Genomic DNA, 21,492 nt, shown 5'->3' on the forward strand with positions numbered 1-21,492 from the left:
TATATATCGATCTTCACTATTTGAGATGAATTATGATACCTATCCATAATATAGGCTTAATTTGAGATTAACATAATCAACTTACTTCCAGCCCAAAGTAAATAACCAGCTTGGGTGATGATATACATTGATTGTTCCACACCTGTTAATGGCCTTTGTCTTTTAATTCTTCTTAAGTGTAGAAAATAAAAAAGGGAACCAACAAGTAAAAAAAGGACTCCCAAATCATGAAGTGTGTTTAAAAAAGGTATCTTAATCCTCTCCTTCCCCCTCTTCCTGGTTACAGTAAAAATCACCAAAACACAAACACTTTCAACGCCCTTATTTTACAATAGATTCAATTTAAAATCCCTCTTGTATGCCGCTACATATGAAGGGATTTAGACAGATCAATTTAGCCGGCTGGACTTAAAAAGATTCTTGTACATAGTATTTTGTATGTCGGATCGTACCACATTGTCCATCGAAATTGCCTTTGGGTGAATTTAAGAATGTGGCCATCTAAAATTCTTCTATGGCATGAGAGTCCTTTGTTTCTTTAAAGCAATCCATGTTACTAAAAGGAATAACATTGTATACGCTAAGGTAAACAGCATGCTTTTAGTTACAGAATAAATGTTAGGCATATCGTAGAAAGATACAATTCCTCCATAAGCAGTATCTTTAAATAAAATAGGAAGCATTGATTTTTGAATAAATAAAGGTAAATACTGTCCTATAGACCAGCTATGGAACACTGATGATTCAATGGTTGGGTAGATAAAACCAACGATGATCCCCGCCATTAAACTTTTGCTCAAAACAGTGATGCACCCTGCAAACATCCCCCACAATAATAGACTTATAATAGAACCTAAAATTTGTAGAGAATAATCTTTAATCGTTATTATTTTCGTGTTTACCAAATCCATCGGAAGATTAAAAACAGCAGGAGTGACATAGCTAAACATAATTCCTACAAGCATTGTCAGCAACATAAACAAAAGTATAAATGTAAATATAGCCATAACTTTTGTAAGCAGCACTTCTAGACGTGTCAAGCCTTGAACCCATAATTGTCTGAGCGTAAAGCTGCGGTATTCTATTCCAAATATCAGCGCACCAATAATAGAGATTACGATCGGTCCTAGGGCATTTACAGAAGCCAGCGAATAGGAAATTGCCATTTTGGGACTTAAGATAAATAACATCGCGGATAAAGAACTGCTGGAAGGATCTGAACCACTGATAAATTGATATGTTTGTTCTAGAGAATATCCGCTATTATCCATAAATGCTTGGAATGAGTTTTGAAAATTTGATCCGACACTTATATATGTGTATATAACAAATACCAGGAAGATCACAGTTGACCATATACTGAACGGGTGTTTAATAAGCTTAATGCATTCATTCGTATACGATTTAATCATGTTTTCCCCCCTCTACAAGCTGATTGTAAATAGATTCCCATTCTTGTACATGGTTCAAAGAGATCCATTCGTTAATCGAAACATTTTTTTGGCGTAATGAATCTTGAAAAGACTCAAATGTACAATTTTTATCAAGCGTAATTTTCCAAGAAAAACGATCTAACCTGTTTGCATTCAATACTCCATCAAGTTTCAAAAGTTCATTCGTGCTAAACTCTGCATTTACTTTTATTTGAATTGATTTTGGTTGCAAACCATTATTATATTCAGATATATCCAATTCTTTTTCAATTCGTCCATTAATCATCATACCAAGTCTATTACAGCAATGTTCTATTACATCCCACTCATGACTCGCTATAACAAAACAACATCCTTGATTGGACATATCTTGAATTACCTCAACCAACCTTTTATAGGAGTAATGATCGAGTCCATTTGTTGGTTCATCCAAAAGATAAACTTTCGCATTCTTCGAAAGTGCAATAGCTATTCCTAGTCGTTGTTTCTGACCGAAAGACAGCGTCTTCACTTTCTTTTTCATTATTTGTGGTGTAGTCAGATCTAGTTTTTTCAATATTTTCAACGCTCTTTGGGGATCAGGGGATAATAATCGTACATTATCGTTACCCGTTAAATGGGAGTAGAAAGACGTAGGTTGGAATGACATACTCGTTTGGTTAAATTGACTTAATTTCTCTTCAATAAAGATATTTCCTGAGGTTGGTGAGAGCAGTCCAGCTAAACTAGATAACAATGTAGTTTTTCCAGAACCATTGATTCCTACTAATGCATAAACATCACCAGCATTGAGTGAAAGTGAAATATTATTTAGTATCAGATCATTTTTAAATTTGATCTTCAAGTTATCTACTTTCAGAATTCTGTTCATATTTAGCTCCTTCCGACTCTCATCCTTTATACCAACAAATACTTGGATAAGGTCATTATATACCCATCCAAGTATTTGTGTTTTTCATATGTTTTCTAACTTATTGAGCAGTTGAGCTACCAGACGAAGAAACATTAATTAGAATACGACTTGTAAATTCTGATCCTCCTGCGTGACCCCATGGTGTAGGAATTCCGCTCTCAAACAATACGCCTTGGTTCGTTTGACCCGATGAAGTATATTTATAATTCCATTTGTTCTCTTCGTCTTTGAAACCGTACAGCGGAGCAGTAGAATTATTTTGCCACAAATTACCGAAGTTTGTTATTTTACCGTCATCCCAAGTCCATTGAGCAAACGCTTCTTGCGTTGCAACTGTAATTCCATACAAATTTTTATAGCTTTTCAGCCAAGAATGAGTTGAAACTGTTGCAAATGTTGAGAATCCATCGTTATTTGCCCCCGGCACTGGGGCTACATATGATTCAGAACCAATAATTGAAGTATCCGGAATTTCCACGTTCTCCGCTGCGAATGTTGGAGCAACACTACCAAATGCTAATCCTGTACTCATAACAGCGACAGACAACATTTTTAAGAATGAATTTTTTTTCATCTTGGAATTCTCCTTTTTTTTTGGACTGAAAAACGTTAAAGATCAACCAGCAACACTTCAAAAATTACGCATCTATATATCGTTCACCTCCGTTTCCAGAAAAAGAATAAAGAACGTCAATCTTTTTATAAAACCGAAGTACAATATAAATGACCCCCATAAGAATCTTAAAATATTTTGCAAAAAATACTAAAAAAATCTTCTTATGAATAAAACCCCATAAATAAAATTAGAGTAAGCAATACTTTTTGGGAATTAATACTTACCATTCAATGACTTCAAACAATATCTCACATGTTAGGTTCCGGTTTCTTATTATATGTTCTCTGCAGGAAACTTTAGTTCTTCCTTTACCCATGATTTAACATCTTTCGGAATCGTCTTAAAATCAGGTATGTCTAATGTATTTTACTATTTAATATTTATGTTCATTCCTAAAGTAAATCGATTATATTCATTAATTAGCTCATCCAACGCCATAGACTGCTCAAGCACTTTCACATTCGGAATTCCATATTGATCTACCAAGCGACTCAACTCTTGCCGACCTTGCTCGATTTGGTCTTTCAAGATACTTAGTTCTCTCATGGCATGTACCTCTCTAGGACATTCTAGAAAAACATTCAATACGAGTAAGCTATTAGTTTCGCTCATGACTACAAGTGCTTTTTAGAACATATTATGTTTTGCATAATATTGTAAAAACAAATCTTTAGAAAAGGCATTGTGCTAGACCTAATCCTTTTCAAAACACAAAACAGCCTACCTCAAAGGCAGATAGGCTGTTTGTTTTATTTAATATTTATTGTCTTCAATAATTGTGAGTAAGTCTCTTGTTGTGACAAACTAGCTTGCTGTCTGTAAGTTCCGTATAAACAACGCATTTTAGTGTATCAAAAAGTCGGCAAACTTAATTTTCCTACTACATTTTTGTACTTTATGATCTGTGTGTCATTGGCTTCACTTCTATACTCCCCGTACAAATCTAAACATTTAATACACATCAGGTCATCTTTACTTGAAGAAGAGAGATCTAAACACATGAGTAAGGCATCAATCCCAAGTAAGTAATTACGTTGTTTTATTTGATAATATCCCAATTCATAGTAAAAATCTTGATACCCATGGTTTAACATTTGATCGTTATAACCACCTTTAAAGTGCATGTCTGTATTAAACAATTTGATCTGGTCTTTAAATCTATCTAAAGCAAATTCAATGTTAAAAGAATACTGATTAGCCGCTTGCAAAATATTAACGAATCCAGCTAATATTTCTGACGGGTTGTTTTCGATATAATCCAAATAAGAATCGATTACATTTTCTTGACCAAGCATTAATTGGGAGGCATATTGATTCCCTTCTCCCCATACTCGGAACAAGTCTATTATTTGTTGATCCTCTTGTGTAGGATTCCCAAGTTCCACTAATTCCAAGTATTTTTCTGTATACTTTAGGACATTTTCATATTCCCTACGGGCATCATAAACGCTTGCTATTAATAAGTGTGCATAGGCTACATATGTAAAAAGAGGATAAGCTGTTAGCCTTCTTTTATTTTTTCGCCTACGGGATTGCATTTCTAATTGAAATTCAGCTTTCCGTTCCAGTTCCCGTGCCCATGCATCAACCTTATCCCACAAATGTATCGTCATATACACGTTAGCCAAGTCTTTAATTGCATCCAATTGAACTTCCTCATTTAATTTATCAATATACGGTTCGAACTTTACTGCTGCATTAAGATTATCATATTTACTCAGTGTTTTATGAAGCAAGAAAATGCGGTATTGACAAAGGGCCAACCGCTCCGAGTGTTGATACTTCTCACTGCCGGCCACACATTTATATAAAATGAGTGCCGCTTCATTCATGCTTTTATTAAAGAGACTCTCTGCCACATTAAATAACTCATCAATATAGGATTGATCATCTGTCACATGAGTAATCACTTGCTGTATAATATCTAGCTTGCCAAGTTCAGCACAACGATATATAAACGGTTCTAATCGCCTCCAATGGGGCGCAGATTCAATAAAACATTCCAAACCATATATTTCATAAAAGTATCCCTGTTCCAAACCGATTGCTGATGTGATTTGGTCTAGTTGATTCATTGACATAAGTCTGCTTCCTTTGATAATCGCACTTAATGTACCAACATTAATGTCAGCCATTTCTGAAAACTGCTGTAGTTTATATCCCTCATTCTTCAAGTAATCTTCAATATAGGAACGTATATTGGACATTGTCTTCATCGTCCTCCCCAGATGTTTTACTATTGAAAAGTTGGTACACTTAACTTATCTATTAGTTTTGTATACTGCTTTTCCTGGGTTTTACTGGCCTGATCTCTATATTTTCCGTATAAGTCAATGCATTTGATACACATCATGTCATCATTACTTGAGACGCACCGTTGAAGACTAGTGATTAGATCATCAATCCCTTGATCAATCTGGTTTTGATTTAATCTGTATTTTGCTAGTTCGTAGAATAGGCGTATATATCTAAAATTTGATGCCTGTTCGTTATATGCTCTTTTTACTTTTACATATTTCTTTGTTCTAATCTCGTTTATCTGATTTTTGAATCTATTCAGTGTATAGTCAATATTGTAAGAGTACTGATTGGCAGCTTGTATAATATATACGAATGCTGTTGAAATTTCCTCATGATTAGCATCTAGGTAATCCAGATAATCATTCAAGACCTCAAAATCACCTGATAGTATCTTGTATAAATATCGATTCCCCTCCGCCCAACCCTTGAACAGTTCTATTAGTTCTTGTTCTTCTCCAGTTGGATCGTTAACTTTGTTCACTATTTCCTCATAGATATCTGTGTACTCTAAAGCTTCTATATATTGCCTACGTTCTCCAGATACATGTGCCTTGTGCAGAATGGCATAAGCTTTATAAGTGAAAAGAGGATAAAAAGCAATTCTTGGTTTCCTTTTCCGTCTCAAGGATTGAAGATGAATTTGTAAGTCAGTTCTTCGAATCGACTCCTCAGCCAACTCAAAAACCTTATCCCATAGATTCATTGTGCTATATAGGTTAGCTAAATCTTTAAGCGCATCCAATTGCATTTCCTCATTCAATTTATCAATATAGGATTCAAACTTTACTGCTGCATTCAGGTTAATGAGTTTATTCAATGTTTTATGAAGCAGGAAAATACGGTACTGGCAAAGGGCCAACCGCTCCGAGTGTTGATATTTCTCACTGTCTGCCACACACTCATATAAAATAAGAGCTGCTTCATTTAATCCTCTAGCAAAAAAGCCTTCAGCTACTTCAAATAACTCTTCTATATAAGATCGATCGTCCGTTACATGAGTGATAACTTGTTGTATACAATCCAATTTACCTAGTTCAGCACACTCGTATAGATATGGTTCCAATCGTCTCCAGTGGGGCGCAGATTCAATAAAGGACTCTACCCCGTAACTTTCATAAAAATAACCTTTTTCTAATCCCATTACAGAAGTGATCTGATTCAACTGGTTCATAGACATCGGCCTGCTGCCTTTAAGAATAGCACTTAATGTCCCAACGTTAATTCCTGTAATATCGGAGAAATGCTGCAACTTGAGATCGTTCTCTCTCATGTATTTCTCAATATGTATTTTTATCGTAGGTACCGATTCCACGATCTCACCTCCGTCATCCAAATCACTTATAATTCAATTAAATATAATAAATGTTATTTTAATCCTGTATTTTACATTGGTCAATCTATGAAAACACAAATAGGCTTACTTCCGCATACAGAAATAAACCTCTTATGTAATGCAAAATATCAATATCGTTTAAACATAGCAATCTATTATATGGTTAATACATACGTAATAATACAAGAAAGATAGAATTATAAATCTCCTAACCCATGTGAGGACAACAATGAATAAATAACAGTGGTGTCATAAGAAGCGCTTATTTGTACAACATTAACAACAAGCATGCTAAGCAAGATCATATAAAGTATTTTCTGCTTTTTCATAATAACTGCGCACCTCCGCTACTAAAAGTTTATATTTATTATGAATTTCTTTACTGGCCAAATTCCTGTATTCCTCAAATAGTGTCATGCAATGAATGGTATCCATCTGATTATTAGTTCTTACTGCATATGAGAAACACTCCATAAGTCTCTTCAAACCTATCTCATATCTGCCCCGAGTAAGGTAGTAAATGGATACTTCTAGCAAGAGGCTAGTAAATAAATTTTGTTTAATCTGCCTGCTATAACCATGAATAAGGCTTTCCTCAGAACTAATTTGAGGTTCAAATTTATGAAGGATATCATCCACATTCATGTTATTTTTGTTAGCCGCCTCCATAATATTAACCAATGCTGGCAGTAACTCTGATTGGTTATTTTCTATATATTGAACGTATGTTGACAGCATACTATTGTCGCCCATAAATAAGTAATATAGATATGTGTTTACTTCTCCCCAACCTTTAAACTTATTAATATACAAAAGTTCTTCGTCATCTGGATCTATTATATTAACTATATTTTCATACTGTTTAGTGTATCTAAGTGCATCTTCGTATTTCCCCATTCTCTCGCATGCATTAGCCTTAAGCAAGTTTGAATACGCCTGATATACAAATAACGGGTAGGCTGTGACCCTATTCTCTTTGCTTATTTTTTTCTTAGTATACGATTGGATAATTTCAGCTTTCCGTCCCAGATCATCAGCAAGCGAAAATGACTTATCCCAGTATCGAAGAGACGCATACGTATTCGCCAAATCCTTAATCGCATCCAACTGTCTCTCCTCATCCAGCCTATTAATATAAGGCTCGAAGTGCACGGCGGCCCGGAGGTTATCATGCTGATTCTGGCCTAGCGAGAGGGTGAAGATGCGATACTGGCAGAGGGCCAAGCGCTCGGAATGCTGGTATTTCTCACACTCCGCTACACATTCGTACAACATCCGGGCAGCTTGCTGCTGACCGCGCTCCAGCATACCTTCGGCCATCTCGAACAGTTCCGAGATATAGGAGCGATCGTCCGTCACTTGTTGAATCACCCGCTGGATGCAGTCCAGCTTGTCCAATTCTGCACAGCGTTGCAGGAAAGGCTCAAGCCTTCGCCAGTGTGGAGCCGACTCTACGAAGCACTCCGCACCGTACGTCTCGTAGAAGTAGCCTTCCTCCAGATTCATGCCCTGGGTAATCAGATCAAGCTGCGCCATGGCGATGGGGCGTGTTCCCTTAATAATGGCGCTAAGCGTTCCAGCGTTCACTCCCGATATATCTGCAAAATATTGAAGGGTATATCCCTGTTTCCTGATGTAATCCTCAATCGTTGAGCGTATCGTAGTTGCAGGTTCCATGTATCCCACCTCCACAATTAAAATCCAAAAATTTGAATTTATATGATTAGACCAATTTTAATCCTAAATTTTACAGTGGTCAATAACAATCGTGGCAATAAATTTACATTTTTATGCAAACCCCAAAACTTCTATATCTCCAGCTTGCCTTCGCCCCGAATTGCTTATAGAAAAAATCCATTAGAAGAATGGACGGGAACGTGATACAGTTATTCCAACTTCAATATCCTACTATTTCCATAGGATTATACAACACGGACAGACACTTTTATACAAGCAAGGGAGTACATTCAATGAAATTTGCCTTGTTTAGCCTCATGATGAATCTACCCAATGCCGTCACAGGGGAAGTTTTGACGACTCAGCAGAAATTCCATAACATCCTGCAACAAGCTCAGCTCGCTGAGCGACTGGGATTCGACGCCTACGGCATCGGTGAGCGACACGGTGCACCCTTTCTGTCATCATCGCCACCCGTTGTGTTAACCGCGATTGCTGCGGCCACCTCACGGGTTCGGTTGCTGACCACGGTTACGGTTCTCAGCATCCTTGATCCGGTTCGGGTTGCCTAGGATTACGCTACGCTGGATCAGTTATCGGGTGGACGTCTGGAGCTGATTATCGGCAAAGGCAATGACCCGCGTCATTATCCGCTGTTTGGCATTCGTGAAGAGCAGCAGTGGGACTCTCTGGATGAACGCTATCATCTGCTGAAGCGGCTGTGGTCGGAAGAGAATGTCACCTGGGAAGGCACATATCGTCCTGCACTTGATGGGGTGACCACGTGGCCGAGACCCCTTCAGAAGACCATTCCGATCTGGCATGGAAGTGCGTCGAGCACGTTATCTACAGAACTGGCTGCCAAATACGGTGAGCCGCTGTTCACCTCGAATTCTTTTCACCCTCAGGCCAAATACAAAGCTTTGATCGACCATTACCGCGAGCGCCTCACTTATTATGGTCATGATGCACAACAAGCTGTAATTGGTTCTGGTGCTGGCAGCCTCTATCTTGCGAGCACAGGCGAAGAAGCCATTCGCCGTTACAAGCCATATTACGAAGCATTTCACGCTACCGCTGCGGCACAGCATAACCAGTCTCCTTTTACGGATCTGGAGGATAACATCGCCCGAGGCCCGGTTCTGATCGGCAGTCCGGAGCAGGTGATCGCCAAGATTCTGGATTATCATGCCGCTTACGGGCACCAGGTGCTCAGTATAAGCGTTGACGGACTCACGCATAGCGAGCAGCTGGAGCAAGTGGAACGTTTTGCTACAGAAGTGGCTCCTGTATTACGACGTGAACTGCCAAGTTCAGTGTGGAATGATCCCCCCGTTTTAAACGAGCACGAAAATTCCTTCATCCCCAAAGCGACGGACACATGGCCCACTGCCATCTCCCCGATCTTCCAGGTGTAAGACTTCGTTTGGCCACGCAGTAACCGTATCCCCGGGTAATTCGGTCTTTCTCCGCTTTGCCCTCTTCCTTTTCCTCTTCTTCTCTACCTTCATTTATCCCATGTTAGCTATCACTTCTTGCTATGCCTCAGACCCGATGCCTTTAAATACGGTACTTAGCAACAATTCCACAAACGTATCATCCATCGGCTCACCCGTGACCAGCATCCGGTAGAACATAGGCCCATAGATCATGTCGATATACAGCCCAATGTCCAGTCCCTGCTTCAACTCGCCACGTTCCACGCCTTTCTCCAGAATGCCCCATGCTTCACGCCGGCGAGGCTGAATATATCTGCTGCGGTATTCTTCCGCTAGAACGGGATCAGACTGCCCTTCTCCGATAATCTGTGTAATGACTTTCCCTTCGGCACTTGTCAAAAATTGAACCAGGTTCCCTGCATGAGCACGCACATCCTCATAGACAGACCCTGTATCCGGCACAGGTAATCTGGCCGTTAACGCAGACATATACCCGTCCAACATAACAGCACCTTTACTCGGCCACCATTTGTAGATGGTGGCTTTGCTGACCTGTGCACGTTCGGCAATTTTCTCAATCGTCACCGCTGCGAACCCATCCTCCAGCAACAGTTCATACGCCGCGGCAAGAATGGCATTCTGGGTTTCCATGTTGCGGGGACGTCCTCTTTTTGCAGTCATTGCTGACCCCTCCATTGTAATCATCTATATAGGCTGAACTAAAGTATTTACACAACCACTTCAATGACAGAATAACCTTTCACTCGCTGTTATTCCCAATAAAAAATACGATACGTTCATTATACTAAAATGCAGCGTCAATATACATTTTTAAGCTACAAGCAATGTCATTATACTTCCGTCATCTTTATGTAAAATTACTTTGTTCTGTAACTGCCTATTTACAATACTAAACGTATCGTATATTATTTAGGTGTAATTAGTAAACGTAACGTATATTAATTAATTTGCACATCATTCTCAGTGAAAATGGCAATTAAATGACCATCATAAACTATTATTGGAGGTTGATCTTATGGATACCCAACAGAAACAAAGTACTAACCAGACTCAGACTACCGTCCCTGCCTGGATTATTTTTCTGCTCGCTGCATCCTGCGGTCTGATCGTAGCTAACCTGTATTATGCTCAGACCGTTCTTGGGCCAATCAGCAGCACTACAGGTCTCTCGTCTGCCGCAGCCGGATTAATCGTAACACTGACACAGATTGGATATGTCATTGGTCTGCTGTTCATCGTGCCGCTCAGTGACATTATTGAAAATCGCCGTTTAATGGTTCTGTTTCTCATTTTACTTGTGGTAGCGCTGATCACCGCCACCTTCTCCACCAGTGCTTTCCTCTTTCTGACGGCTTCACTGCTCATCGGCATTGGTTCTGTCGTTGCGCAGATTCTGGTGCCGTATGCGACTTATCTGACTTCGGAAGAGCAGCGCGGGCAGGTCGTCGGCAATGTCATGAGTGGTCTGCTGCTCGGCATAATGCTCGCACGCCCTGTCGCCAGCTTTATTACCAGTGTGTTCGGCTGGCAGGCGGTCTTTGCATTCTCGGCCGTAGTGATCGCGTTGCTCATGCTGCTACTGTCACGGGCACTTCCAGCCCGTCGGCCTGATCCCAATCTAACCTACGGGCAACTGATTATTTCCCTCGGAACCCTGCTTCGCACGCTACCTATGTTGCGGCGTCGTGCGTTCTATCAGGCTAGCTTGTTCGGAGCGTTTAGTCTATTCTGGACAACGGTGCCTCTCCGACTTGCAAACGACTTTGGCCTGTCCCAGCAAGGCATCGCCTGGTTTGCTCTGGCAGGGGTCGGCGGTGCGATTGCTGCTCCAATCGCCGGAAGATGGGCAGACCGCGGTTTTACCCGAGTGCTCACCGGAGCCGCTATGGTCATTGCCGCAGTCTCCTTTGGTCTGGCCTATCTATTCCAGAGTCATTCCACACCAGCCTTGATCCTGCTAGTCGTGGTCGCCATTACGCTGGATATGGCTGTTTCCGGTAATCTGGTGCTGGGTCAGCGCATCATCTACTCCCTCGGGAACGAGGCGAGAGGACGGGTGAACGGCTTGTTTATGTCAATCTTTTTCATCGGTGGTGCCATCGGTTCTTCACTCGGAAGCTGGTCTTATGCCCATGGCGGCTGGAGTCTTACGACACTGATCGGTCTAATCATGCCACTGCTCGCGCTGCTGTATTACTTCACGGAGAAAAAGATTACAGCTGTCAGCAGCACATAACCTCTGTCTGTGTCTGTGTCTGTGTCTGTGTCTGTATTTTTACCAGAACCTATACCTTTCCATGCCGTTGCTCATCCTCTATCTCATCTACATCTCCACCACCATAGACAGAGCATTCCTCTAAAAAAATCCACCTATACAAAGCAAGGGCAGAGGCCATCCCTAGGATAGCTTCTGCCCTTGCTTTAGCTTACAATACCTTTTACAATCCGCTTACCATTTCAATTTGCATTGCGCCTGACATCAATCCTGTTGTACGGATGCCTGAATGACAAAAATTATTTATTTACGCAATCTGCGTGCACTTAATGCATGGTGACCGTTCTGCAAAAAGCTGCTGCGCGTGTTCTTCATCATCTCGATCCGCTGCTCGGCAAGACGGTCTGCCGCCACATAGGTAGCGATGCCTTCGGTGCGGGAGCTTCCGAAAATTTTCTCCAGCGTGGTGTAAATCTCCCCGATCTTCGCCCAAGCCCGCTCCTTATGATATCCGTTCAGCTCATCGGCAATGTTGATCACACCGCCTGCATTAATAACATAATCCGGTGCGTACACGATGCCTCGCTGATACAGCTCATCCCCATGCCGTGGCTCTAGTAGCTGATTGTTCGCACAACCGGCGATAGCTTTGGCTTTTAGCGTCTTGAGTGTATCATCATTAATCGTGCCACCGAGTGCACATGGCGCATAGATATCACATTCGACACTGGTAATGTCCGCTGGATCAACCGCCTTGGCGCCAAAACGTTCCACCGCCAGCTTCACGGAATCCTTGTGGATATCGGTTACGATTAGATGCGCACCTTCCTCGTACAGATACTTGCACAGATGCATCGCTACGTTGCCCACGCCTTGGACGGCAATGGTTTTACCTTCCAGCAGATCGGTGCCAAATGCTTCCTTCGCAGCGGCCTTGATGCCACGGTATACCCCCCAAGCGGTTGCCGGGGAAGGGTTGCCAGATGAGCCATAGCTAGCTGAGATGCCTGTGACATAATCGGTCTCCTGATAGATCAGATTCATGTCTTCTTCTGTCGTTCCCACATCCTCGGCAGTGATGTAACGGCCGTTTAAGCCCTGAATGTAGCGGCCAAAAGCGCGGAACATCGCTTCATTTTTGTCACGGCGCGGATCTCCGATAATTACCGTTTTGCCCCCGCCCAGATTGAGGCCGGATACTGCATTTTTATATGTCATGCCCCGAGCGAGACGCAGTGCATCTTCAATGGCTGCTTCCTCTGAAGCGTATGTCCACATCCGTATACCGCCAAGCGCAGGCCCAAGTGTTGTATCGTGTATGGCGATAATGGCCTTCAAGCCTGAATTTCGATCCTGGCACAGAACCAATTCCTCATAATCATGCTGCTTCATTGCTTCAAACCAACTCATGTGCTAACCGTCTCCTCTAAACCATTTTTGCGATAAACCGCAGACTTCCTATGAACGCTCCACACTCTATTGTACCCATATCCACCCAGTTTGTGCAAAAGGGACATCACGATGTTCGCTTTTGAGCCATATCATCGCTCGAATCCAAGCCTGTTAAGCCAGATCGGATGGCTCCGGAGAATGAAGGAAACTCACCATAGCAAAAAGAGGCTCCGCCTGTCACCTCGTGACTGGCTAGCCCCTCCAACAACTTGATATCGATGCATAGTCAGGTCAGTTTACTCATGTGCCCATGCGTTCATACTCACCTCGCACTACCCACTATTCTAGGAAAGCGTTTCGACCACATTAATCGGATGCAAAGCCCCGTCCACCGCAAAAGAAGCCTGTCCTGTCTCTTCCGAGACAACCAGTACTACCGCATCGGTCAGCTCGCTTAATCCGAGCGCAGCCCGGTGGCGTGTACCCAATTTTCGCTCATGCGCTTCAGCTTGGGATAAAGGCAGCACATTGCCAGCAGATACAATCTGGTTGCCACGAATGAGAACCGCTCCATCATGCAGGGGCGCACCCGGTATGAAGAGTGATTCGAGCAACGCATGGGTTACTTTGGCGTCCACCGCTACACCAGAATGAATCATCGGCTCCAGCGGAACCTCCCGTTCAATGACAATCAGCGCTCCATACCTGCGGTCGGATAGATGCTGCACGCTGGACGTCAGTTCTGCAAACTTCTCGGTAAACGGGGACAAATAACAGTCGAGATAAAAAGAAGAAGCCAGCACTTCAATGTGTTTGATCTCGGCACGAATCTCCGCAAACTGTCCCAGCAAGCAGACACTGTCATGGTCAAAACGCGATAATGTCAGATTCATTCGCTCGGCTACGCGATGCAGGTCAGCCTTTAACTTTTGCCGCATCAGAGAACTGTCGCAGTCCGCTTGTCCTATATGCTGATTCATCTTGTGCCGCCTCCCTCTTCTTGAATTCGTACTCGTCTGTTTCCAAACTTGACTGCTTTCTGAATCATCTGCTCTCAGGCTCCAACTCCATGATTAGTACCCATACCTTCCCCTTAAGAGGAAAAATTTATACAGACTTAATCAACGGCTATAATGCTCCATCTCCCCGCTTGATCCACTACGAAATATACGGTTACCGCCGCATGCTCTATCTTGTTCTCTCTTATCATTTCGCCTTCGACCGTAACGAGTATCTGGTTTTTCGTTTCATCTTTCGAGATATGATTTATATCTGTGAACTTATAATCTCCATCATAGCTCCACATATAGGCAGCAGCCGTTTTGGAATCTTTGAACGTACTGCGGAATGTTTTTTCATCTGAACGAGCCTGTGCAACGAGATACTTCTTTAAAACTTTCTTGATCTGGTCATTTAGCAGAGGGTTTCTTTCTTTATCAAAATCAATAAACACTCCTCTTTCAAAGTCAGCAAGAGCCGGGGAATCAGGACGGTTTGGTTCTTTGTCTATTTTATTTTCTTCTTTGTCTTCTTTCTGGTGCTGCTCTATTGCTTGCTCATCCACAGCCTCATTTAGATTTGTATTATTCCTGGCTTCATTTCCGCAAGCAACTAAAATTACAATAATGCCTGACAGAAACAACAACATCCTTAATTCCTTTTTCATCTTTAATCTCTCCTTTGCCGTTTATGTGCGGTTAGATCGCTTATATAAACAAACAACGTTAGATATTTGTAAATGTTATGTAAAATGCCCAAAGAAGCCGGGTGACTTACCCCAGCTTCTTTGGGCAAATTGTCTAAAACCACTTCCGACTCTGATAAATTCTTATTGAGCCTTGCCGTACGAACCGGCTTTAAATGTTGTTGGATCATACCATTTATATCCTGCAGTCGGGGCAGCCCATGGCTCAACCGTTGGCTCGGTTGAGTTTGCTGGTGTCTCCATTGGCAACAGGTTTGTTGCTGTATCGAGTGTCAGACCTGGCACTTGATACAGGCTGGTATAACTCTCTTTGACCGCCAGCCATTTTACCGTATTCACGAGGAAAGTGGCGTCGTCTACTTCTTTGAAACCGTCATACGTCTTTTTGGTGGCTCCATTTTCTTCACGTAAATATTTCGGCGTTGCATCTTCAACTGGAGAAGAATCACCAATGAACGCTGCCTTCCCTGCGCCCACTTTGGCAATCGCAGCGTACGCCCCTTCTGCTCGTCCACCGGCATTGTATACGCCTTGATCTACGGCGTTATTCCATTTGGACACGCCTGCTGGAACATAAACCAACCCTTTGGCTTTGTTCGGGTCCATAATTGCAATCGTTGATCCGGCGTGCATCGCTACAGCTTGTACACCTGTCGTAATCCCAAAAGCTTGTGATGGTGCTACGATATCCGTTGCATTCACATCACCCAGCGCGTTATAGCGGAAACGAACACCGAAGTTGCTTCCGAGCCAGTCCGAGCTGATCACACCCTGCATCGCCGGGGATTCCGCTTCGGCGGAGGACATACCTTTGGCTGGATTCAGGAAAGCACCACGGCGGTAGCCGTTGAATACTTCGGAGGAATCCCAGCGGTTTTTGTTGCGGTCTGCATTATAGTGATCGGAGATGAAGAAGACACTTCCGCCATTTTGCACGTATTGCAGGAGCGCCGCCTGCTCCGTAGCCTTGAATGGCACGTTGGCTTCGCCAATGACAAACACGTCATAGTCTTTCAATTTGTTATAGGTGTACGCTTGCTCACCAAATGTATACGGGATGCTGCGTTCCAGCTGATCCACGGTAAAGCCTGCGTTTCGCAAACCATTCGCAAAGTCGGAAAATGCTCCATCGATAATCCAGTCAGCCGCGCCTGCGGTCTGGGCATGAGTGTTATCAAACAGTACTTTTTTGCCATTGCCGCCCGGAAGAGGTGTGCCCGGATTTGGCTCTGGGTCAGGATTCGTGGTACCTGTAGAGAGGGTGATTGACGTTGGATTTTTGACACCGGCATAGCTGTTATACGCGCCAAGTGTTCCCGTTACGATAATTTTTTTTCCTACCAGACTAGGGTTCGAAGCCAGTCCGTATTGCGTACGAAAGGAAGAAGATACCTGAACATCCAGCAGTTTGGCGTTCGAGCGCTCGGATGCCGAATCTGCAATCAGCACATTAAAATCATTGGCATACGGGGAGGTGAACTTGGCCGTCAGTGACCCGGTCGCATGTCCCACAACATACCCTTCAACAGTTGCCGTGCCTCCACTGCTCTGAGCAGCAATGGCTTGTGATACGGTAAGTGGTGCTGCTGCCTGAACCGAAGCCTGAACCCCCGGTGCGAGTAACGTTGCTGCCATCATTATAAAGACCAGGAATGCCCCGATCCAGTGCTGCCTTAACGCCTTTTTCATATACCCTTTCTCCTCCTCCATATCGTTAGATGTTTGTTCCTTTCTAATTTAAAGCTTCACATGATGAATTCCTCTAGGTTTATGTAAAATTTTTGAAAAAAGTTTGAAGTTGCTTTCGGTCGGTGATACTGACCATTACTACAAGTCGATTACAAGTACAGTTGTCAGGTTTGGAATATCTCTAATTCTGAAGGAGAATCTCATATGAAAATTGTCTTTTTGTTACTACTCATCATTGTCCCTCTTGCAATGACCTTTATAACTCTTCGCTTCAGATGGGCGACTCGGCTATTCCATGTGCTTGCCATCCTGTGCTTCTATAGTGCCGCAACGGTCATCGCCAGCGATGTGTATGCCACCAATGCTCATATGACAACATTCACCACGGAAATACATCACTTTTTGTTGAACGGTTGGTTCCTGATCCCGGCTGCCTACTTGGGCGTTTATATCCCATATGTGCTCTGGAAGAGCCTTTTTACTGAAAAAAGTTGAGTTATAGCGCGGTTAGGGATTGCATTTTACCCACGTTCCATGCATAATGTGATTATATATGATAATGATTATCATTCTTGGACTTGTTTTATGTCCGATCTGACCACCTGACCACAACAATTAAGCTTACGACTTTATAGATAAAGGGGAATGAACATCGAATGAACACAACTCTGCAAAAGGCTGTCCTGCAGCTTGACGATTATTTGGATCTTCTGAACCTGGCGATTAACCTGGGTGACATGAGATGGCAAAAGGAAATCATCCGCAAGCTGGCCTACACCTATCCTGCAACGACATGCAAACAGCCACAATAACACTACTGAAATAACATATAATTTACAGTTGGACGATAACTGCCTGCGAGGAATTCATACTTTTGAATTCGGTCGTGGGCTTTTTTGCGTGTATACGGTGCGGTACAATAGGATGCAATAACCTGAAATGGAGCAAGGAGTGTACAAACATGCAGCTTGAAACCGCAAGATTACTTATTCGTGAGATTGTTGAAAGTGACTGGCCGCACATCCATACGTATACTTCGATGCCCGAGATCACGGAACATGCTGCATGGGGACCGAACACAGAACAAGATACCCGGGCTTATGTACAGGATGTGATTGGTATGCAGCTGGCTGAGCCGAGAGAAGGATATGAACTTGCGATTGTATTGAAAAAAGAAGACCTTCTCATCGGCGGCGCAGGGCTCCACCTTGTGGATCAGACTAATGCTGAGATCGGCTATATCCTGCATCCTGCCTATCAGGGACATGGATATGTGACTGAAGCCTGCCGCGCACTGCTTCATTTTGGATTCAGGGAGCTTGGCATTCATCGGATCTATGCCAAATGCCGGCCAGAAAACCCTGCGTCTGAGCGTGTCATGCAGCGGATCGGGATGCAGCGTGAAGGTCTGCTGCGGGAGCACTGGTTCTATAAAGGGGCTTATCATGACTCGGTACTCTACTCCATGTTGGATTGGGAGTTAGAGTAACTTGTAGCGGAAGCGGGATACTGCTTGTCGGTGGGACTACACACCTTGCGAGAGTGGCCTAAGATGCTACGATGTTCAATGTGATATAGTGCGATGCGATCAGATGTATAGGGATGAGGTGCTGTAATCTACTGCGGGCGATCGGGTGCGTGGGGATGATGTGCTGTAATCTACTGCGGGCGATCAGGTGCGTGGGGATGATGTGCTGTAATCTACTGCGGGCGATCAGGTGCGTGGGGATGATGTGCTGTAATCTACTGCGGGCGATCAGGTGCGTGGGGATGATGTGCTGTTGTATACTACGTTGTGCTTGTTTCAGTATGTTGGATTGACATGTTAGTGGGTCAGCAAGGTACGCAAGCAGCAGCCAAAATTCTAACGATCTCCAGAAGCCTTATTTGGTCATTTTTCGGCTGTTTAAAATTCTAACGATCTCCAGCGACGCTATTTCACCAAAAAACCGCGATAAAGCTTCATTTTCCAGTAAATTTTGAGAAATAGCGTCTCTCCTGATCGTTAGATTTTCTAATGGGCTAAAATACATAAAATAGGGTCATCTGAGATCGTTAGCCGTGACCAGACGAATAAAGTGGTTGGTTGGTTGGTTGGTTCACAGCAAAAAGACGAAATAGCCCGCGCTGCTTCGTCCTTTTCAACCATTCCGATCGTATTTCTCCCCACCGTACGCTCTCTCTAATTACCCGTCTCGTTCTATCTACTCCGTACACCGTTTACGTGACTCATTACTTGCTCCACTCCATGATTTTCCGCGCGCTCTATTACTCTACGGGCTCCCCTCGATACTCCAGATTTCTCTTGCTTTACTCCCAAGTTTCTCTCGGTTCTCCCCAATTCCCTCATGTGCAGTCTGTATTTATCTCTCTAGCTCTTTACTACTCTAGCTCTTTACTACTCTACCTCTCCCTTGCCCACTTTACTCACCACTTCGCCATCTCCCGTTTACGACCCCAATCGCCAGTGGAGATGACACGACATCCCGTGTATGGTGTAAGTGATATGCCACACTAATCGATATTCATGCATTAACGCTCACATTAATGCTTTACAGCTCGTATTAATGCTTGATTCTGCTATTTATAGTCTGCTGCAAAATCTCCTACAGACGGCACAACTCTTTCGGGCAACTTGGGAACGAAGGACATCCACACATGCAGCGGAGCGCGGCCATGTCCCGGATCATTAATTTGCCGTCCATCATGTCCAGTGTACCTTGTTCTTTCCACGCTCCAAGCATACGGGTAACACTCTCCCGAGTCGCGCCGATCATCTCAGCGAGTTCAGTATGATTCAACTTCATCTCCAGCACGATACCATCTGGAACAATCTTGCCATACGTGTTGCTGGCACGAATCAGTGTCGAAGCAAGTGCACCTGCCTTGCCATATAACAACAGGTCGCGGAATCTCGACTGGGTAATCCGCTGTGCAAGTGCCATCCATTGCAGAAATTTCAGCGCAAGTTCTCCGTTTTTGCTGATTACACTTTCGAGATCTGTCAGCGAAATGATAGACAGTTCCCCTTTTTCCGCCATCTCTGCACTGTAACTGTGATTCAATCCACCAATACCACCAAACTCACCGATTAGATCTCCACTTTGCTGAATCGATAAAATAATCTCTTTGCCGTCCTCGGTCGATTTGGTCAATTTTACACGTCCCGAACGAATGTAGTACAGATAACCGGCTTCATCACCTTCCAAAAAGAGACTGTATCCCGCCTTCACCTTTTTAGGCTGCATTTTCTCTTCAATCAGACTCCATTGATCCGGTGTGACAAACGACAAAATTCCACCTGTTCTCTGTGTCATTTTGCCCACCTCCGTCTGTGTCTGCTCTACTTTTTGGGTGATTCTTTCCACAAATACTGTACCCATCATTTTCGTCCCCCTCGGTGATTCCTTATGATTACATCATATCGTGAAAGGGTCAGAAAGGTTATCGGGGGATTACCTGATCTTTGGCGGGAAACTCCCCCAATTTGCTGTGAGAAAAGTCACATATCCCCAATAAAGGCCTCGTTTGCGAGTGATCCGAACTTGAATTGTCAATCTTTTACGTTAGTGCTAGCATACAGTTAAACACTCATGAGTCTTCAATCTTGTGTCTCTACAATCTTATGCATCTCCAGAACAGGAGGAATACATATGTTATCACTGGATAGTGATCTTTGGACCAAACTATCAGGCCCCTATGGGTCAGCAGAAAATGTCCCCCGCTTATTACAACAATTACAGCAGCAATTCAGCCAAGAGGTTTTTGACGAACTGTTTCAGGAATATCTCTTTCATCAAAATACAATCTATACGGCTACGTACGCCGTCATGCCATTTCTGGCACGTCTCGCATGTATCACATCCGATGCAGCAGTGCGCAAGGAACTGTTTATCAACTGCGGTGTGATAGAAGCAAGCCGCGAGGAGCAGCATCAGACGCCCTATCCACCATCCTGGGTTGAATTGGCTGATGCCGTAGGCAGTTCATTCTGTACACAGATGTACAATGATTATGTAAAAGCTATTGATCAGGTCAGATCTCTGACGGAGCAAGTACTGACTGATGCTGCGGAGGCAACCTCAGATGATATGGAGAAACGATACATCCTCATTGCCGATGCCGCATTCCGCGAATCCTATATCGTTGCGAATATGCTGATGACATTTACAGAAGGGGATGAGTATGTAGCCGAGTGCCCAGACTGTAAAAGTGAAGTCTATATATGGCCTGATGAACACCATAACGTTCCCCTTCGTGCCTATGAACAAGATCCTGTTTTTCAACCTGATCAGCAGGCTCAGGCTATCCTTCCCTTTCCTTCATTAACAGATGAGGAAACACAAACTTTAGCAGAACGGGCAGCAAGGATTGGAGAGCAGAAACTGGCCGCACACCTCCCTTATCTGGCAGGTAAAACCACATGTCCCGCTTGCCGTGAGAATATCGCTGTATGGCCGGCGTTACTGAGCACATTTACAATGTAGAAAAGTAGAAACGTGTACAATCTCTGATCTGCAGGAGAGTCATCCTAAATATAAACTCATTCAAAACACACATTCAAACAAGACAGTCGGCTAATGTTGCCGGCTGTTTCTTTCGTATATTGCGTTCCCCGAGTGATCCAGCACCCACGTTCAGCATTTTCCAGAAGTGAAATAGGGGTTTTCCCTGAATTACAAGGCCCTCGAAACAGTCTACAATAGAACTAACATCGTAATAACCTGATTATAATCTCTTTTTCCATCCAGCAAGCCT

At 43.3% G+C, this 21,492-nt stretch carries 18 protein-coding genes and 1 pseudogene; 6 read left to right on the plus strand and 13 right to left on the minus strand.

Going from position 1 to position 21,492, the window contains the following annotated elements:
* Nucleotides 1-512 precede the first annotated feature (512 nt).
* The 7 genes from ACR8BL_RS14625 to ACR8BL_RS14655 all read right to left on the minus strand — a co-directional run bounded on the left by ACR8BL_RS14625 (nt 513) and on the right by ACR8BL_RS14655 (nt 8,273).
* Nucleotides 513-1,271, minus strand: a complete 759-nt coding sequence (locus tag ACR8BL_RS14625; RefSeq protein WP_434748347.1) for an ABC transporter permease — start codon at nt 1,269-1,271, stop codon at nt 513-515.
* Between the two features lie 133 nt (nt 1,272-1,404).
* Nucleotides 1,405-2,304 carry an ATP-binding cassette domain-containing protein gene (locus ACR8BL_RS14630; RefSeq protein ID WP_434748348.1) on the minus strand — a complete coding sequence of 300 codons (900 nt, stop codon included), beginning with the start codon at nt 2,302-2,304 and terminating at the stop codon, nt 1,405-1,407.
* 100 nt (nt 2,305-2,404) lie between these two features.
* On the minus strand, nt 2,405-2,920 hold the full coding sequence (locus ACR8BL_RS14635; RefSeq protein WP_311281539.1) for a hypothetical protein: 516 nt from the start codon (nt 2,918-2,920) through the stop codon (nt 2,405-2,407).
* 411 nt (nt 2,921-3,331) lie between these two features.
* Complete coding sequence (locus ACR8BL_RS14640) at nt 3,332-3,508, minus strand: Spo0E family sporulation regulatory protein-aspartic acid phosphatase (RefSeq protein ID WP_434748349.1); 177 nt, start codon at nt 3,506-3,508, stop codon at nt 3,332-3,334.
* A 305-nt stretch (nt 3,509-3,813) separates the two neighbouring features.
* Nucleotides 3,814-5,169, minus strand: a complete 1,356-nt coding sequence (locus ACR8BL_RS14645; RefSeq protein ID WP_434748350.1) for a transcriptional regulator — start codon at nt 5,167-5,169, stop codon at nt 3,814-3,816.
* A gap of 29 nt (nt 5,170-5,198) precedes the next feature.
* On the minus strand, nt 5,199-6,575 hold the full coding sequence (locus tag ACR8BL_RS14650; RefSeq protein ID WP_434748351.1) for a helix-turn-helix domain-containing protein: 1,377 nt from the start codon (nt 6,573-6,575) through the stop codon (nt 5,199-5,201).
* Nucleotides 6,576-6,887: 312 nt separating this feature from the next.
* A complete protein-coding gene (locus tag ACR8BL_RS14655; protein WP_434748352.1) occupies nt 6,888-8,273 on the minus strand; it encodes a helix-turn-helix domain-containing protein in 1,386 nt (461 codons plus the stop codon).
* A gap of 293 nt (nt 8,274-8,566) precedes the next feature.
* On the opposite strand from ACR8BL_RS14655, the pseudogene ACR8BL_RS14660 reads away from it, so the two are divergent.
* A pseudogene (locus tag ACR8BL_RS14660) lies at nt 8,567-9,691 on the plus strand (LLM class flavin-dependent oxidoreductase).
* A gap of 120 nt (nt 9,692-9,811) precedes the next feature.
* Here the strand turns inward: ACR8BL_RS14660 and ACR8BL_RS14665 are convergent.
* The gene (locus tag ACR8BL_RS14665) at nt 9,812-10,393 is read right to left on the minus strand and encodes a TetR/AcrR family transcriptional regulator (RefSeq protein ID WP_434748353.1); all 582 of its coding nucleotides are present in this window, start codon (nt 10,391-10,393) and stop codon (nt 9,812-9,814) included.
* A gap of 355 nt (nt 10,394-10,748) precedes the next feature.
* Between ACR8BL_RS14665 and ACR8BL_RS14670 the strand changes: the two genes are divergently transcribed.
* Entirely contained in the window at nt 10,749-11,969 is a 1,221-nt protein-coding gene (locus ACR8BL_RS14670) for an MFS transporter (protein WP_434748354.1), read from the plus strand.
* A 282-nt stretch (nt 11,970-12,251) separates the two neighbouring features.
* Here the strand turns inward: ACR8BL_RS14670 and ACR8BL_RS14675 are convergent, their stop codons facing one another.
* From ACR8BL_RS14675 to ACR8BL_RS14690, 4 genes are all read right to left on the minus strand, one after another.
* Entirely contained in the window at nt 12,252-13,358 is a 1,107-nt protein-coding gene (locus tag ACR8BL_RS14675) for a Glu/Leu/Phe/Val family dehydrogenase (RefSeq protein ID WP_434748355.1), read from the minus strand.
* Between the two features lie 326 nt (nt 13,359-13,684).
* Entirely contained in the window at nt 13,685-14,320 is a 636-nt protein-coding gene (gene cdaS, locus ACR8BL_RS14680; RefSeq protein WP_434748356.1) for a sporulation-specific diadenylate cyclase CdaS, read from the minus strand.
* A 137-nt stretch (nt 14,321-14,457) separates the two neighbouring features.
* Nucleotides 14,458-15,006, minus strand: coding sequence for a hypothetical protein (locus ACR8BL_RS14685; protein WP_434748357.1), 549 nt, complete (start codon nt 15,004-15,006; stop codon nt 14,458-14,460).
* A gap of 162 nt (nt 15,007-15,168) precedes the next feature.
* The gene (locus tag ACR8BL_RS14690) at nt 15,169-16,734 is read right to left on the minus strand and encodes a DUF6359 domain-containing protein (RefSeq protein WP_434748358.1); all 1,566 of its coding nucleotides are present in this window, start codon (nt 16,732-16,734) and stop codon (nt 15,169-15,171) included.
* Nucleotides 16,735-16,938: 204 nt separating this feature from the next.
* Between ACR8BL_RS14690 and ACR8BL_RS14695 the strand changes: the two genes are divergently transcribed.
* The 3 genes from ACR8BL_RS14695 to ACR8BL_RS14705 all read left to right on the plus strand — a co-directional run bounded on the left by ACR8BL_RS14695 (nt 16,939) and on the right by ACR8BL_RS14705 (nt 18,223).
* Nucleotides 16,939-17,229: a hypothetical protein gene (locus ACR8BL_RS14695; protein WP_434748359.1), complete on the plus strand. Its 291-nt coding sequence runs from the start codon at nt 16,939-16,941 to the stop codon at nt 17,227-17,229.
* 161 nt (nt 17,230-17,390) lie between these two features.
* The gene (locus ACR8BL_RS14700) at nt 17,391-17,546 is read left to right on the plus strand and encodes a hypothetical protein (RefSeq protein WP_434748360.1); all 156 of its coding nucleotides are present in this window, start codon (nt 17,391-17,393) and stop codon (nt 17,544-17,546) included.
* Between the two features lie 149 nt (nt 17,547-17,695).
* Nucleotides 17,696-18,223: a GNAT family N-acetyltransferase gene (locus ACR8BL_RS14705; protein ID WP_434748361.1), complete on the plus strand. Its 528-nt coding sequence runs from the start codon at nt 17,696-17,698 to the stop codon at nt 18,221-18,223.
* A gap of 1,117 nt (nt 18,224-19,340) precedes the next feature.
* Here ACR8BL_RS14705 and ACR8BL_RS14710 read toward each other — a convergent pair.
* Nucleotides 19,341-20,120, minus strand: a complete 780-nt coding sequence (locus ACR8BL_RS14710) for a Crp/Fnr family transcriptional regulator (protein ID WP_434748362.1) — start codon at nt 20,118-20,120, stop codon at nt 19,341-19,343.
* Nucleotides 20,121-20,387: 267 nt separating this feature from the next.
* Between ACR8BL_RS14710 and ACR8BL_RS14715 the strand changes: the two genes are divergently transcribed.
* Nucleotides 20,388-21,221, plus strand: coding sequence for a hypothetical protein (locus tag ACR8BL_RS14715; RefSeq protein WP_434748363.1), 834 nt, complete (start codon nt 20,388-20,390; stop codon nt 21,219-21,221).
* The last annotated feature ends 271 nt before the right edge of the window (nt 21,222-21,492 follow it).

It is taken from the genome of Paenibacillus amylolyticus (assembly GCF_051136285.1).
In the GTDB taxonomy this organism is placed as follows: Bacteria; Bacillota; Bacilli; order Paenibacillales; family Paenibacillaceae; genus Paenibacillus; species Paenibacillus amylolyticus_F.